Raw genomic sequence first — 14,058 nt, forward strand, 5'->3', positions numbered from 1 at the left:
TCGCGCCCCGATCACGCGGCTTCGAGCGCATCGCGCAGCGTCTGTTCGGTGTCCTTGTCGAGCGAGGTCTGATACACCTTGCCCTTACCGGCGAATTCCTTCAGCCCGGCCACCACTTTGTCCACCGTCGCACGACGCACCAGCACGAACAGCGCCGAGGAGCCCGGTTTGAACGAGGCAGCGATGTCTTTCATCATCTGATCGTTGAGCCCGATGTCGGTGAACTTGCCGGTCACCGCGCCGGCGGTGGCGCCGATCGCCGCGCCCAGCAGGGGATTCAAGAAGATCAGGCCGATCAGCATGCCCCAGAAGCCGCCGCCGATCGCGCCCGCCGAGGTGAGACTGGTGGCCTGATCGAGCTTCGTCTTGCCGGACTCGGTCTTGGTGACCACCACCGAGTCCTCCAGATCGATCAGATACTCCTTCTGCATCTTCATCAGCGACGTGCGCATCTCGAACGCCGTGGTCGGGTCGTCGAACACAACAGCTATCAGCTTGCTCATCGCGCATCTCCTTCGTTGGGGCGCGAGCGAGCATCGAAGCGCGGCACGCAACAGTCTATTGGGCCAAGGCCCAACGCAGCGCGGGCGCGCTTGGCGGTATCAAGCTTTTGCATGCACGCGTCATCCGGCACCGACGACAGCGACGCTTCCATTCAGGACGGGACGCACTCCGTCTCATGGACGCCGATGCTCGTGATCGTGCTCGCGCAGATCATGATGATCTTCAACATCTCGACCCTGCAGGTGTCGATGGAGGCGATCGCCCGCAGCCTCGGCACAGCAGCCACGACGCTCGGCACCGCGATCGTTACTTATGCACTCGTGGTCGCCGCACTGATACTGCCGGGCGCACGCGTTGCACAGTTGATCGGATCGCGTCGCGTGTTCCGTGCGTCGGTGGGCCTGTTCGGCATCGGCATGATCGTCATGGCGGCGAGCTTCGATGTCACATTGATGATCGTCGCTCAGGTCATCGCCGGCATGGCCGCCGCCATGCTGGTACCGACGCTCGTCGTGCTGGTCGCGGACAACTATCGAGGTCAGCAGCAAGCGAAAGCGCTCGGCTGGCTCGGCGGTGCGCCGGCGATGGGCATCGTGCTCGCGTTCCTGCTCGCCGGAACGCTGACCGGCTGGGTGGGCTGGCGCGCCATGTTCGGAGTGCTCGCCGCGCTCGCGATCGCACTCTTGCAGTTCAGTAACAAACTGAGCGCCGAGCGCAAGCCATCGCACGTCGATATCGATTGGATCGGCGCCGCGCTGGCCGGCACCGCCGTGGTACTCATCAGCCTCGGCACCAGCAATCTGTCCTCGTGGGGCACCTTGCTGGCTCGCCCCGATGCCCCTTTCTCGGTGCTGGATCTGTCGCCTGCTCCGCTGATGGTTCTGATCGGCGTGTTTCTATTGCAGGCGTTCATTTCCTGGTCGCGACGACGACGCGAGCGGGGCCAGGACTCGCTGGTCGCCCTCGAAGTCGTCGCCGGCACGTCCGAGCGTGCCGCGATGTTCTCGATCTTCATCGTCAGCGCGCTCGCCTCCGCCATCACATTTCTGATCCCGCTCTACATCCAGGTCGTCCAGGGCCGAGGCAGCTTCGAGACCGCGCTGAGCGTGATTCCGTTCTCGGTGGCGAGTTTCATCGCGGCCGTGATGGTGGTGCGCTTGAAAGGCCTCCTGAGTCCCGCGCACATCGGCCGCTATTCCTTTCTACTGGTGACACTCGGCCTGGCGCTGCTCGGCGCGACGATCCGCAATGACTGGAGCCATTCCATGGTGATCTTCGGCATGGCGGTCGCGGGATTCGGTGAAGGCGCCCTGGTCACACTCCTGTTCAATGTATTGGTGACGGCCTCGCCGAGAGAGCTGGCGGCCGATGTGGGCTCGGTGCGCGGCATCACCAACAATCTCGCGACGGCGGTGGGCACCGCGCTCGCCGCCACACTGCTGATCAGCCTGCTCGAACGTAGCGTTCATTATGAGCTGGTCCACACGGCGGAGCTGCCCGATGAAGTCACCGCTCAAGTGGATCTGGACAGCATTTCGTTCATCAGCAATGCCCGGCTGGAGCGCGTGCTGGCAAATACCGACGCGACCCCCGGGCAGGTTGCCGAAGCCGTTCGCATCAACACGGAAGCGCGCCTGCTGGCGTTGAAAGCAACGTTCTTCACGTTGGCGGGATGCGCGCTGCTGGCGTTCTTCCCTGCTGGCGCGTTGCCCGGCTATGTTCGCGATCCGGCCGGGCGCGGCGCCGCCAGCGCCAAGGACGAGCCGCACCACCCCACCGCCTCGTCACCCGCGTGATCGGCAAAGTGCGATTCAACTGGCTGCCGCTGGCCATCGTGGCGAGCGCCCAGGTATTGCTGGTCTTCAATATCGCGACGCTGAAAATATCCATCGAAGGCATCATCGATGCGTTCGAGACCGGCTCGGGCATGGTGAAGACCGCGATCGTGATGTACTCGCTGATGGTCGCGGCCAGCATTCTGGCCAGTACCCGCCTCGTCCTCATCTTCGGCGCACGACGCATCTTTCGCAGCTCGCTCGCGCTCTTCGGGATCGCGATGGCGCTGATGGCGTGGACGCCTCATGCAAGCGTGCTGGTCGTCGCTCAAATGACCGCGGGAGGCGCGGCCGCGGTGCTGATGCCCGCGTCGGTGCGACTCATCGCCGGCCACTACCCCGAAGAGCAGCGAGCCCTCGCGCTCGGGCGCCTGAGCGCAACCCGCAGTCTGAGCCTGGCGCCCGCCTTTCTCATCGCCGGCGCAATCGCGACCTGGAACAACTGGCGCATCACCTTCGTGCTGCTGCTCTTCATGGCCGGCACCGTGTACTTCTGCAGTCTGTACCTGCGTAACGACCCAGGCCTGATCTCCGCCACGAAGCTCACCGGCAATGAAATGCTCGGGCTGGTGGCGGTCGCACTGGCCGTGCTGCTCATCGGCTTGAGCGTCGACAACGTCACCAATTGGGGCATGGTCAGAGCGCGACCGGGCGCCCCGTTCAGCTTGTTGACTCTGTCGCCCGCTTTGCTGGGCATGCTCTCGGGCGTGGTACTCATCAAACTTGTGCTGGTGTGGATGGTCCGGCGCCACGTCGGCGGCTGTCTGCGCGTGATGCGATTGTTGAATACGCCGATGCAACGATCCATGCTGCTGTCGATCTTTACCATCGCCGCCGTCAGCTCCGGCGTCACCTTTCTCATTCCGCTGTACATAGAGATCGTGCAAGGACGCAGCAGCCTGGCCACGGCCTATGCGCTCGTGCCCTTCACGACGGCCAGCTTCGTCGGCGCCCTCTTCGTCAGCCGCTACAGCACCGCCTCAGCCATGCGTAACGTGACTCGGCATGCGTTTCTCGCGGTCGGCACGGGACTGGTGCTGCTGGGAGCGATCGTGCGCAACGACTGGAGCGACGCGTCGGTCGTGCTCAGCCTCGCTGCCATCGGTCTGGGCGAAGGGGCGCTGGCGACCTTGCTGTTCAGAGCCCTGGCCGCGGTCGTCCCGATCGACGTTTCCGAAGATGTGGAACCGTTCTGTTCGGCAACCAGTCACTTCGCGGCGGCCGTGGGCGCCGCGATTGCAGGCGCGCTGGTGATCGGCATCCTGAGTCTCAATGTCAATCGACATCTGGCGAACGACCCGGCGATCGGGACGGAGCTGCGCGCGCACCTGGATCTGAGCCGCGTCGCCTTCATCAGCAACGATCAGTTGCAGCAGGTGCTGGAACAGCTGCCGCTCACGCCGGAGCACATCGCGAATGCCGTGCGGATCAATACCGACGCGCGGCTGTTCGCGCTCAAGCTGTCGTTCTTCGGGCTCGCCGCGCTGACGTTCATCGGCTTCCTGCCGGTCGCGCGCTCCCGCTGACTCAGAAGCGGCAGGTCGCGGCGACGCCGGTGTCGGTCGGCATTCGCTGCCTCGGGACGATGACGACCTGCCCCTTCATTCGCAGCACCAGGCCGGCGAGATCGCTCAGAACATCGCCGACCTCGGGATCGTTCAGCACGCCCCGCTCGATCCTGCCGGTGTGAGGATCGACGCGTCCCGGAATCTGCCGATCGGCCTCGACCAACAGATTCTCCACTCGGCCCGCGACCGCGGCGCCCGCCACCTCGGCCAGATCGTCGTAGCCGAGATCGTGTGCCTTCGCGATCTCGAATTCCCGCACCAGCAGCGCCAGGCGCTCCAGATACAGCGGCTCCATCTGCTCCCAGGCAAGCTTGCGCAGTTCATCCAGGCCGATGGCCCCGGGATCGACGTCCACGCCCATGCTCAACAGATGGGGATTGCGGCTCAGATTGCGAAACGGCGTGTGATATTCCTTCAATGCCACCAGCATCAGCGGCAGCCCGGTCGGCTTGGAGTGATGCTCCATCACGCCTCGATCGACCGCGCGGAAAAACCGGTCGCGATCCCGATCCACCTCTTCCTTCTTCTGGCCGACGCCGTGATAGATCGGCGTCTGCCCGGCCGCCGAGCGCACCGATCGATGCTGGTCGGTCAGCTCGGTGCCGAGCGCTTCGGTGAGCGTCGACGGCGTGTCGATGAGCTCGACCGGATCGAGCGCATCGCGGTTGCCCTCGTACAGCTGCGCCCGGTCGCGGCTCAGGCACAGGAGCTGATAACGGTCGGCCGACTGCGAGACACGCAGCAGCGGCTTGAGATAGAACGTATCGGCGACGATCAGATTCTCCTGCACCGGCCGCTGCAGCTCGAACACTTCGAACATGTCGGGCGCGGCCAGCATGGCGAGGCCGTCGGTGCGATGATTCCAGAACTCGCCGTCGTGGCTCAGCGGCTGGAACTTCTCCAGCAGCGAGCGCACTTCGCGCTTCTCATATTTCTGTCGCAGCGAGCCTTCCATCTCCCGCAGCAGGTTGCGATAGCGGATCGGGTCCTGCAGGCTGTCCGGGTGATGCCGATGGGTGTATTGATAGAGCGAGATGCAGGGCGGTCCATGTTTGTCCAGTAACGACAGCAGTTGATGGGTGGAGAATTGCCGCATGGCGCCCCCTCTAACTGTCAGTGCCTGAGTTGCTCGCCCGTAAGGCGTTCGGCGGTGAGCAACGACGAGACCTCCTCGCGCGACAGCAAACCGGATGCGACGACGACGTCGACGATGTCGCCGCCGTCCGCCAACGCCTGTTTCGCCAATCTCGCGGCGGGCTCGTAGCCGATGTGAGGAATCAGCGCGGTGATCACGCCGACGAATGAGCGCGAGCTCTGCTCGAGCCGGCCCACGTTCGCCTGCACGCCGATCACGCAATGCTCGCGCAGCGTCGTGACCGCCGCGGTCAGATATTTCAGGTTCTCGAACAACACGTGCGCCATGACCGGCACGAACGCATTGAGCTGCAACTGCCCCGCCTCCGCCGCCATGGTCAATGTCACATCGCCGCCGGCAACCACGAACGCCACCTGGTTGACCGCCTCGGGAATCACCGGATTCACCTTGCCCGGCATGATGCTCGAGCCCGCCTGCCGCGGCGGCAAGGTGATCTCACCGAAGCCGGCCTGCGGACCGGAGCTCAGCAGGCGCAGGTCGTTGCAGATCTTCGAGAGCTTCATGGCGCACTTCTTCAAGGCGCCGGACAGCTCCATGAAACAGCCGACATCGGTGGTCGCTTCGATCAGATCGGGCGAGGTTCGCAGTCCATAGCCGGTGAGCTCGGCGAGGTGCTGGCGCGCCGCGTCCCCGAATCGCGCATGCGCGGCGATGCCCGTGCCGATCGCAGTCGCGCCGAGATTGATCTCGCACAACTGATTCATCACGTGCTCGAAGCCGAGACATTCCTCGGCGAGCGCGATCGCGAACGCCTGAAACTCCTGACCCAAGGTCATGGGCGCTGCATCCTGCAGCTGCGTCCGGCCGATCTTCACGATGCCCGCAAACTCCGTGCCCTTGGCATGGAACGCCGTTGCCAGCGACACCATCTCGATCTGCAGCCGCTCCAGCGCCAGATGCAGACCGATCTTCAAGGCGGTCGGATACGTGTCATTGGTGCTCTGAGAGCAGTTCACATCGTCGTTCGGGTCGATGCGTCGGTAATCGCCTTTGTCGTAACCGCCCAGCTCGAGCGCCCGATTCGCGATCACTTCGTTGAAATTCATGTTGGTCGAGGTGCCCGCGCCGCCCTGCATGATGTCGACGACGAATTGATCGCGCAGCGAGCCATCTCGAATCTCTGTACAGGCCCGCTCGATCAGCTCCGCTTTCCATTGCTCCAGCGCCCCGACCTGGGCGTTCGCCCGCGCCGCCGCCTGCTTCACGCACGCGTAGCCATAGATGAGATCGGAGTACACGGAGATCGCCCGACCGCTGATGGCGAAGTTCTCGAGCGCCCGCGAGACATTCACGCCCCAATAAGCGTCGACGGGAACGTCCTTGTCACCCAGGCTGTCCGTCTCCGCGCGTACGCGGCCATCGCCCCGTGGCTGCGTACAGATACTCCTGCGAAATGCCTCATCCGCTTGAGGATCGCTCATGGTTCGCCCTCGGTGGTCCGTTGCCTTTGGCGAGGACCCTATCTCACCTCGCAATGAGCCTGCGTAGGACCAAGGTCCAACTGTCCGTCTCGGGGGCCGCGCCCAGAGTCGCAGGCAGTGAGCCGCTTCACGTTCCTCCATTCCACCTTGCTACGCGCAGCTGCCAGCGAGTACGTACGCGACTACGCGCACTACTTCGCCGGCGCCATGGTCTATTACGCACTGCTGTCGCTGGTGCCTCTGCTCGTGCTGCTGATGGCCGCGCTGGGATGGCTCTTGCGCCTGTCGCCCTTCGCAGCGGATCTGGAGCATCAAGTGCTGGGCACCGTGGCTGTCACGTTCGGTCCTGACTTGAGCACCGCGGTCGAGCAAGTCTCCAACCACTTGCAGCGGGGCTCGGTCCTGGCGACGCTGATCGGCGTGGTCGGCTTGCTGCTCACCTCGTCGAAACTGTTCGGCCATCTTCGCATGACCTTCCGTGCAATCTGGAAACAGGCCCCGCCACTCGCATCCGGATCGCTGCTGGGCGCGCTGCGGATGAAAGCCGCCGAGTATGTCATTGCCTTTGGCATCATGTTCGGCGGCGGCGCACTGCTATTGGCCCTGCTCGCGCTCATCGGCGCGTTGCAATGGATCGCAGCGCTGCCGGGTGAGCTCACGACGTTTGGCGACACTCTCAGCTGGTTGCTGCCGCTGCTCGGCTCCCTGGTGATTGCACCGCTGACCTTCGCGCTGCTGCTCCGGGTATTGCCACCGGTCCGGGTGAGCTGGCGCGATGTCCGGGTGGCGGCGATCCTGTCGGGTCTCACCTGGATCGTCGGCGCCGAAGTCCTGTCGGTGTACGCCGTGCATGCCGCGACGAAATGGAGTGCCTACGGCGCCATCGGCGGCATTCTGATGGTCATGCTATGGATGCACGCCATGAGCAAGATGCTGTTCTTCGGCGCCGAGCTCAGCAAAGTCACGCATCGCGCCCGGACTAGTATTGATAGAACGCATCCTGCACGGCCTTGCGATCCAGCTCGTGAGCCAGGCACAGCTGCAACAGTATCCGGCTCTTCTGGGGACTGAGCTGATCGGCGACCACGAAGCCCAGGTCGTCATCGTCGAGCTCGACCCCTCGCTCGACATCGCCGCTGCCGACGCGAGTGGCGCGGACCACGATGACTCCCGATCTCACCGCCTCTGCCAGCGAATTCACCACGGGCCCTGGCACGTTGCCGTTGCCGACGCCGGCGATGACGATGCCTCGCGCGCCGAGCGCCACACTCGAACGCACCAGATCGGCATGCATGCCGGCGTGAGAGAACAAGACATCCACTCGGGGCAGGCGACGCTCGCCATTCGCTGAAAAGCCCGACTGGGTCGTGTGCCGTCGCATCGGCCGACGGAAGTAACGAATGCGCCCCAAGCGCGCCGTCCCAAGCAAGCCGGGTCCAGGCGAGATGAACGTCTGCACATCCGTAGTGCTCGACTTCGTCACATCGCGCGCACTGTGCAAATCATCGTTGATCGCCAGCATCACGCCACGATCGCATGCATCCCGGTCCGCGGCGACGGAAACGGCGTTATATAAATTGAGCGGTCCATCCGCACTCAATGAAGTCGCCGGACGCATCGAGCCCGTGAGCACGACGGGCCGTGCCGATGTCACGGTGAGATGCAGGAAGTAGCCGGTCTCTTCAGCGGTGTCCGTGCCGTGCGTGACGACCACGCCATCCGCCGCGTCGCCCTCGAACAATTCGTTGATGCGATTCGCGAGCCCTCGCCACAGCAGCTCATTCATGTCCTGACTGCTGATCTGCGCGAACTGCTCGCCCGTCACTTCGGCCAGCATTCCCAGTCCCGGCACACTGTCGATCAAGTGCTCGATCATGACCGAGCCGGGACGATATGCCGACGAGGTATCCGTCGCGCCCTGTCCGGCAATGGTGCCGCCCGTCGCCAGAATGTGCACTCTTGCCATGCCTGTTTACTCCGTCGGGTGCAGCTTCACGAAGTTGTACCTTGCCGTGAGTCGAAAACGGGGCGCATCTTCACTGGCGCCACTCTTGTTCTCCACCCATCCGTAAACGAACTCGGCGCCCACATCCAGACTGCCGATCGGATTCCAGATCAGGTTCAGGCCGGAATAGCTACTCTTGTGATAGGTGCCGGGCGCTTGGAAAGCGGTGTTATCGACCTTCACGTGACCGAACGTCGCACTCGATCGCATCCTCGGGCTCCAGTAATGCTGATAGCTGCCATACGCGGCCAGGAGCGGCAGCGCTTTCAGAGACAGATCGGTCGGCGATTCGGGGGCTGCGTCCAGACCCGCGCCCGCGGTGTCGCCCACATACCGGGCGATTCCATGTCCGTAAGCAACGCCCAGCACGATGGAATCGCGGCCGAAGACCTCGATTCCTCCCGTGGCATTCACGCCCCATCCAAGCGTCGATTTGCGCGCGCCATCCGGCAACTGCACGCCCAGGTCGCGAAACACACTCGCCAACTGCAGATGGCCGAGCTCCCATTCGTTTCTGAATTTGAGCGTGACGTCCGGCGCGGCAGTGAGCGTCGTGACCGGCGTATCGGCGATCGAGAAAGCGATGGACGAGTCCGGATCCTCCAGAGAGATCGAAGCGCTCGCGCCGCCACCCAGGCCGAAGCTGTATCTGGCCTGCGCCAGACGCACGCTGACCGCCGCGTTCACTCCCTGGTTGTCGAGCTCGTCCCCGAACGCATCGGGATCCATGAAGTTGGTGAATGTCTGGCCGACGAGCACGTTGTTCAGCTGCGCATAGAAATGACGCAGCCGTGGCGCGGTCGTACCGTTGGGCCCGAAGAAATCATACTGAACGAAGGTTCGCGCCGAGCCGCTCTCGCCCACCGGAATACGAAAGTCCGCCATGAAGCGGCTGCCACGAATGCTGCCATTGAAATTCGACGCATCGGATCCGGAGGGAATCGGGATCGATGCCGGTATGAACCCATCGCCCATGGTCGGCAGTCTCGGGTCATAGATCAGATCCGATCTTGCCGACCCGTTGACTCGCAGCAAGGTGTGAGTGCCTGGCAGAAGAAAGAATCCCGGATACGTGGGATCCGTTGGTGCGTTGTAGAGGCGCGGCGCGTCTTCCTCGTCCTGTGCGAAAGTCTGGTGATGTTGAGTCGCCTCACCGATCGCTGCTTCCTGTTGCTGCGACGTGAGCTTTTCCGGAGCGGGTGGTTGAGTACTCACGATGGAGCCGGTCTGCGCCAGCTTCTCCGGATGGATCGCATCCAGCTCGGCCTGAAGCTTCGCCATCTGAGCCTTCAGCTCATCCATTCTGGCGTTGAGCTGGCGTATCGCTTCGGCTTGAGTGGTTGCTGTTTCCTGGGCGGATGTCGGACCCGCGCCGCAGCTCAGCGCCAGCAAGAGCAGACCGATCGTCTTCGGTGTCTTTCGCATGGCAAGTCCAGTCGTGAGGTGCGCGATCGTCTCCATCGGGACGACGTTACACCCACGTACCGAACTCGCTATTGGACCAAGGGCGCCATGGCCCCGATCTCACTTACCAGTGCGCCACTCCGCTGCCGATCGAGTGGCTGCCGCCGGTGGGCCCCATCGGCCCGCTGTATTTCACATCGTGCGCCGGCAACTCGCTGGTGCATTCCGGCCGATTCAGCACCACCCCCGAGGCCGCGATCAATTTCACCAGCTGCGCCAGCGAGCGCGCGCGCATCTTGTGCATCACCCGCGCCCGATGCACCTTGATGGTTTTCAGCACGGTGCCGAGGTCGCCGGCGATTTGTTTGTTCATGCGACCCTCGACGACGTGCGCGAGCACTTCACGCTCGCGCGGTGTCAGCGTCGCGATCCGCTCCTGCACGATTTGTTTCAATCCAGTCGCGCGACGCTGCTCTTCATCCATGCGAATCGCTTCCTCGACGGCGCCGAGCAGCTCTTCGTTCTCGACCGGCTTGGTGAGAAAGTTCACCGCGCCGGCGCGCATGGCAATCACGCTCTCGGCGATGCTGCCGTGACCGCTCAGGAAAATGATCGGACGATGACAATCCGAATCGGCCAGCGTCGACTGCACATCGAGGCCGCTGCGATCGGGCATGGCCAGATCCAGCAACAGACAGCCCGGCACGGTGGGATCGTGATGCGCGAGAAACTCGCTGGCGGACCCGAACGAGCGCGTGACATATCGGGCCGCGCACAACAGACGGGCCAGAGCCCGTCGCACATCGGCATCGTCATCGACGATGAACACGGTAGGTGGTGTCCTGCTCACGAAAGCTCCCGCTATGCACCCGATGATACATTTCGATGTATTTCGCGCGCTCCAAAACGTGGCCACATCCAGGGAGCGCGGTCCTGCAACCTGCCTGTCACGTCGTCGCTGCGACCGACCTGTGCAGTCAAGGACTTCCGCGCTGATCATGCGGCAGCAGCTTACGCGAGTAGATCGGGGTTTGCCGAATCGAAGTTCATTTTCGATGTGTCCATTTGTATATATCGGCAAACTTCCGGTCACTCGCGCATCCACTGTGCAGCATCACTCGGCCTTGGAGAGTTGAATCGCGGTGGCTTCGGTGTAGGTGACACGCACTTCGTCACCTGCTTTCAGCTTCTGCAGGAACTGAGCGGCCTTTGGATCCTCCACCGCGACTGTCCGGACAATGCCGTCCGGGCGTTTGAAGGTCACGGTGTCGAATGACTGGTCAACGGACTGGATGACGACGTCGGTCGACACCGAAGCCGTGACCGTCGCGGCCGGCGCTTCGCCCGGTTGCGACCGGGTCTTGGAGATCGAGGTGCGTGGCTCGCTGGAAGCCGACGCCGATCCTTTCGGCACCACTTCCGCCAGCAGCGCTTCGGTATAGGTCGCCTGGACCGTATCGCCCGCTTCGATCTGGTCGAAGTTGCGCACTTCAGGCCCTGCGACGATCAATGTATCCACCCCATCGGAGGTGCGCAGCACCAGCGAGCGGGTGTCGTGGTCGACGGACTGCACCGTCGCGGTCGCTTTAGTGACATTTTCCTTCGAGACCTTCTTCGGCTCGGCCGTCCAGCCGATCAGGGGCAGGCAGGCCAGGGAAACAACCACAATTTTCCGGATCATGATTCGACTCCTCGATAGAGTTTGTTGACGACCTACTTGCGTCGGAGCGCACGCAGACCGAGCACCGTACGCAAACTCAGCGCGGCGCAGGCCAGCAACACACCGAGGGTCGCGAAGAGGGGTGCGGGTCCAGCGGTGGCGGGCATCGCCGGCCCACTGTTCGCCGCCACGCGCTCTTCGGCCACCAGCGGCACGACCACCAATTGTTGTCCGCTATCGGCCGGCTCCAGGGCCATCACGGGACGGCTCACTTCGACGTAAGCCTTGAGCTCCTGATCCGGTGCAAGATCGGAAACCCGGGTCGGCGTGCCGTTGATCAGCACGCGAAAATCGCGGGGCGGTGTGACGGATTGCGTCGGACCGAACGAGCCGTCGGGCAACTTGAACCGCACCCGCAGGGTGTTTCCTCGCACTTCCACCAGCCGCGCGTTGAAGACTGCGTAATCCTGACCGCCTCGGGATATCACATCCAGACAGGCATCCGGCGCCCGTGGAAACCGGGCCAGCACATCGTCACTGAACTGCACCGAGGCGCACCCTGCCGGGTTCTGCGCCAGTGCTGCGGCGCTGGCGAGCGCCAGAATCGCGCCAGCAGTCACGCGAGAACGAATACCCATGATCTTCTCCCAATTGTTTCAGACGGTTTAAATGGCCGCGGTTTTCTCCCGAAGCGGCAGCGTTACGGGCGCGACGGCCTCGTGAGTCGAGTCGAGCAGACCGCGCACCACGAAGCGTCGCGGCGCGGGTCCCACGAAATGAAAGGGGTAACAGGTCACCAGGGTGATGGCGGCTTGGTCGGTGTTGCGCAGGAGCGCGGCGTCGGTGCGCTCGACGACGGCGATCGAGGTCACGTGATAGACGTAATGGAAGTCGGCGGTGCGCACCTCGATCGCCGCGCCGACCTGGATGTTCTGCAGCGGTCGGAACGTGCCATCGCGATGCGCCGCCACGCCCAGATTGCCGCCCTCGCCCGGGCCGGCCATGCCGGGGATGAGCCCGGCGCCACGATTGAGATTGACCTCGCTCGTGTCCGAATACAGCGGCGTGCGTAAACCCAGCGATGGGATCTCCAGCAAGCCCCGCAGATCCGTGGGAGTGAACGCAGTGATGGGCTGTGCAGCCGGCGTGACATTCGGTGTTGTTGTCGACGCGCCGGAGGTGAGCACGGTCGCCTGGGCCAGGTCGGCGTTGCCATTGATCGCCGCATCCGTTCGGGCCGCCACATAGAAGGCGATGCACACACATGCCAGGGCCCAGCACGCACGCTCTATCACCCTGGTCACGCCACTCGCGCTCGCTCGAGCCATGTTCGAAGCTCTGATTGCTTCTGGGGCGAACAGCGTCGGCTCAGACTGAACGAGCGACAATTAGCCCTAGGTCCAACCATTGCGACAGCCAGGGCCACGGGCCTAGACTGACCAAAAATCGCATGAGGTCGGCAGCCCATGACGGCGAAAGTGAAAGCGACGGATGTCTTGAAACTGCTGTCAGCCGCAGCCGTGATGCTCGCCGGCACGGCCCAGGCCGACGCGCCGGTCACGGCGGTTTATAAAGTCAAAGAGCTGTCCTTTCATTACCAGCTCCCCCGGCAGTTCCAGGCGTGTCACGAGCTGCAGCAGCGCGTCGCCCGCATCCTGGTCGCGATCGGCGCCCGGGACGACATCAAGGTCGATGTCCGCAACTGCGATGCATACGTCATCGGCGACGACGACATGATGGACCCGCTGCCCGGCCGCGCCGGCTCCGACCCCTTCGAGCGCGCCGATCCGTTCGAGCGCAACGATCCCTTCAACCGCTCCTCCTCCACCTTCGGCAACTCCGCCAGCCAGCGTCGGCAATCGGCGCACATTCGGATTCAGCTGCAGATGCCGGTGGAGATGACGCCGGCGGTGATGAAGGAAATTGAAAAGGACAAATCCCGTCGGGAGCTGGTCTCGCGCGTGACGCGCAATCCCGGCGCGGCGATGAACGATCCGATCGTGTTCGAAGCGCAACGCCAGCAAGTGACATTGTCGTCGCGCACCGTCAAGCTGCAACCCGAGGACTGCGACCTGCTCGAGCAGATGAACACCCAGCTGTTCCGCAAGCTCGATGTGAAAGTCACCCGCCGGACCGCCAGCTGCGGTCGCGGCGAGTCGAGCCACATCCCGCCGCAGATGGACGTCGAAGCACTGTTGCCGACCGGCCGGCTGCTGCCCATGCCCGATCCGGAAAAGCTGAAAAAAGGCAGCGCCACTGCGCCCGAAGGCTCGCCACCGGCGGAGCCGCCCGCCGCGGCCGCCCCACAACAACAATAAACGTCGGCTACCTCTTCAGGACGATCCCGCCCACCACCGGGTTTGCGTCACGCGCCGGATACTTGCCACTTTGGCGCGACCGCCAGTTGTTCATCATGGATTCAGTGCAGGACTGGAGGTCCCGTGCCAGCCGAAGGTGGAAGCACTGTATGAACGATTTGTGACGATGCTAGGATGCGGCCCCCAT

General features: G+C 63.5%; 13 protein-coding genes. 4 read left to right on the forward strand and 9 right to left on the reverse strand.

Features of this window, described 5'->3' with window-relative positions; genetic code table 11:
- Positions 1–11 precede the first annotated feature (11 nt).
- On the reverse strand, positions 12–503 hold the full coding sequence (locus EKO19_RS18400; RefSeq protein WP_129777913.1) for a DUF1269 domain-containing protein: 492 nt from the start codon (positions 501–503) through the stop codon (positions 12–14).
- A gap of 111 nt (positions 504–614) precedes the next feature.
- Here EKO19_RS18400 and EKO19_RS18405 point away from each other — a divergent pair, with 111 nt between their 5' ends.
- Complete coding sequence (locus EKO19_RS18405; RefSeq protein ID WP_129777914.1) at positions 615–2,300, forward strand: MFS transporter; 1,686 nt, start codon at positions 615–617, stop codon at positions 2,298–2,300.
- Positions 2,301–2,308: 8 nt separating this feature from the next.
- Positions 2,309–3,865, forward strand: a complete 1,557-nt coding sequence (locus EKO19_RS18410; RefSeq protein WP_175597105.1) for an MFS transporter — start codon at positions 2,309–2,311, stop codon at positions 3,863–3,865.
- A 1-nt stretch (position 3,866) separates the two neighbouring features.
- Here the strand turns inward: EKO19_RS18410 and EKO19_RS18415 are convergent, their stop codons facing one another.
- Positions 3,867–5,003: a baeRF3 domain-containing protein gene (locus EKO19_RS18415; protein ID WP_129777916.1), complete on the reverse strand. Its 1,137-nt coding sequence runs from the start codon at positions 5,001–5,003 to the stop codon at positions 3,867–3,869.
- Positions 5,004–5,020: 17 nt separating this feature from the next.
- Positions 5,021–6,484: an aspartate ammonia-lyase gene (locus EKO19_RS18420; protein ID WP_129777917.1), complete on the reverse strand. Its 1,464-nt coding sequence runs from the start codon at positions 6,482–6,484 to the stop codon at positions 5,021–5,023.
- Positions 6,485–6,601: 117 nt separating this feature from the next.
- Between EKO19_RS18420 and EKO19_RS18425 the strand changes: the two genes are divergently transcribed.
- Positions 6,602–7,555, forward strand: a complete 954-nt coding sequence (locus tag EKO19_RS18425; protein ID WP_129777918.1) for a YihY/virulence factor BrkB family protein — start codon at positions 6,602–6,604, stop codon at positions 7,553–7,555.
- On the opposite strand, the gene EKO19_RS18430 is transcribed toward EKO19_RS18425, so the two are convergent.
- From EKO19_RS18430 to EKO19_RS18455, 6 genes are all read right to left on the reverse strand, one after another.
- The gene (locus tag EKO19_RS18430; RefSeq protein ID WP_129777919.1) at positions 7,464–8,450 is read right to left on the reverse strand and encodes an asparaginase; all 987 of its coding nucleotides are present in this window, start codon (positions 8,448–8,450) and stop codon (positions 7,464–7,466) included. The two genes, EKO19_RS18425 and EKO19_RS18430, sit on opposite strands and share 92 nt — an antisense overlap.
- Before the next feature lie 6 nt (positions 8,451–8,456).
- Complete coding sequence (locus tag EKO19_RS18435) at positions 8,457–9,914, reverse strand: DcaP family trimeric outer membrane transporter (RefSeq protein WP_157995323.1); 1,458 nt, start codon at positions 9,912–9,914, stop codon at positions 8,457–8,459.
- Between the two features lie 103 nt (positions 9,915–10,017).
- The gene (locus EKO19_RS18440; protein WP_129777921.1) at positions 10,018–10,743 is read right to left on the reverse strand and encodes a response regulator transcription factor; all 726 of its coding nucleotides are present in this window, start codon (positions 10,741–10,743) and stop codon (positions 10,018–10,020) included.
- A gap of 264 nt (positions 10,744–11,007) precedes the next feature.
- On the reverse strand, positions 11,008–11,574 hold the full coding sequence (locus EKO19_RS18445) for a hypothetical protein (RefSeq protein WP_129777922.1): 567 nt from the start codon (positions 11,572–11,574) through the stop codon (positions 11,008–11,010).
- A 32-nt stretch (positions 11,575–11,606) separates the two neighbouring features.
- Positions 11,607–12,191 carry a hypothetical protein gene (locus tag EKO19_RS18450; RefSeq protein ID WP_129777923.1) on the reverse strand — a complete coding sequence of 195 codons (585 nt, stop codon included), beginning with the start codon at positions 12,189–12,191 and terminating at the stop codon, positions 11,607–11,609.
- A 27-nt stretch (positions 12,192–12,218) separates the two neighbouring features.
- On the reverse strand, positions 12,219–12,881 hold the full coding sequence (locus tag EKO19_RS18455; protein WP_129777924.1) for a class D sortase: 663 nt from the start codon (positions 12,879–12,881) through the stop codon (positions 12,219–12,221).
- Between the two features lie 138 nt (positions 12,882–13,019).
- Between EKO19_RS18455 and EKO19_RS18460 the strand changes: the two genes are divergently transcribed.
- On the forward strand, positions 13,020–13,871 hold the full coding sequence (locus EKO19_RS18460) for a hypothetical protein (RefSeq protein WP_129777925.1): 852 nt from the start codon (positions 13,020–13,022) through the stop codon (positions 13,869–13,871).
- Positions 13,872–14,058 lie beyond the last annotated feature (187 nt).

Origin of the sequence: Peristeroidobacter soli, assembly GCF_004138485.1 — a bacterium.
GTDB lineage: Bacteria > Pseudomonadota > Gammaproteobacteria > Steroidobacterales > Steroidobacteraceae > Steroidobacter > Steroidobacter soli.

Excerpts from the sequence above, each read along its gene's own strand:
- EKO19_RS18400 (WP_129777913.1), bottom strand. The coding sequence starts at position 503 with ATGAGCAAGCTGATAGCTGTTGTGTTCGACGACCCGACCACGGCGTTC.
- EKO19_RS18405 (WP_129777914.1), top strand. The coding sequence starts at position 615 with ATGCACGCGTCATCCGGCACCGACGACAGCGACGCTTCCATTCAGGAC.
- EKO19_RS18415 (WP_129777916.1), bottom strand. The coding sequence starts at position 5,003 with ATGCGGCAATTCTCCACCCATCAACTGCTGTCGTTACTGGACAAACAT.
- EKO19_RS18420 (WP_129777917.1), bottom strand. The coding sequence starts at position 6,484 with ATGAGCGATCCTCAAGCGGATGAGGCATTTCGCAGGAGTATCTGTACG.
- EKO19_RS18430 (WP_129777919.1), bottom strand. The coding sequence starts at position 8,450 with ATGGCAAGAGTGCACATTCTGGCGACGGGCGGCACCATTGCCGGACAG.
- EKO19_RS18435 (WP_157995323.1), bottom strand. The coding sequence starts at position 9,914 with ATGCGAAAGACACCGAAGACGATCGGTCTGCTCTTGCTGGCGCTGAGC.
- EKO19_RS18445 (WP_129777922.1), bottom strand. The coding sequence starts at position 11,574 with ATGATCCGGAAAATTGTGGTTGTTTCCCTGGCCTGCCTGCCCCTGATC.
- EKO19_RS18450 (WP_129777923.1), bottom strand. The coding sequence starts at position 12,191 with ATGGGTATTCGTTCTCGCGTGACTGCTGGCGCGATTCTGGCGCTCGCC.
- EKO19_RS18455 (WP_129777924.1), bottom strand. The coding sequence starts at position 12,881 with ATGGCTCGAGCGAGCGCGAGTGGCGTGACCAGGGTGATAGAGCGTGCG.
- EKO19_RS18460 (WP_129777925.1), top strand. The coding sequence starts at position 13,020 with ATGACGGCGAAAGTGAAAGCGACGGATGTCTTGAAACTGCTGTCAGCC.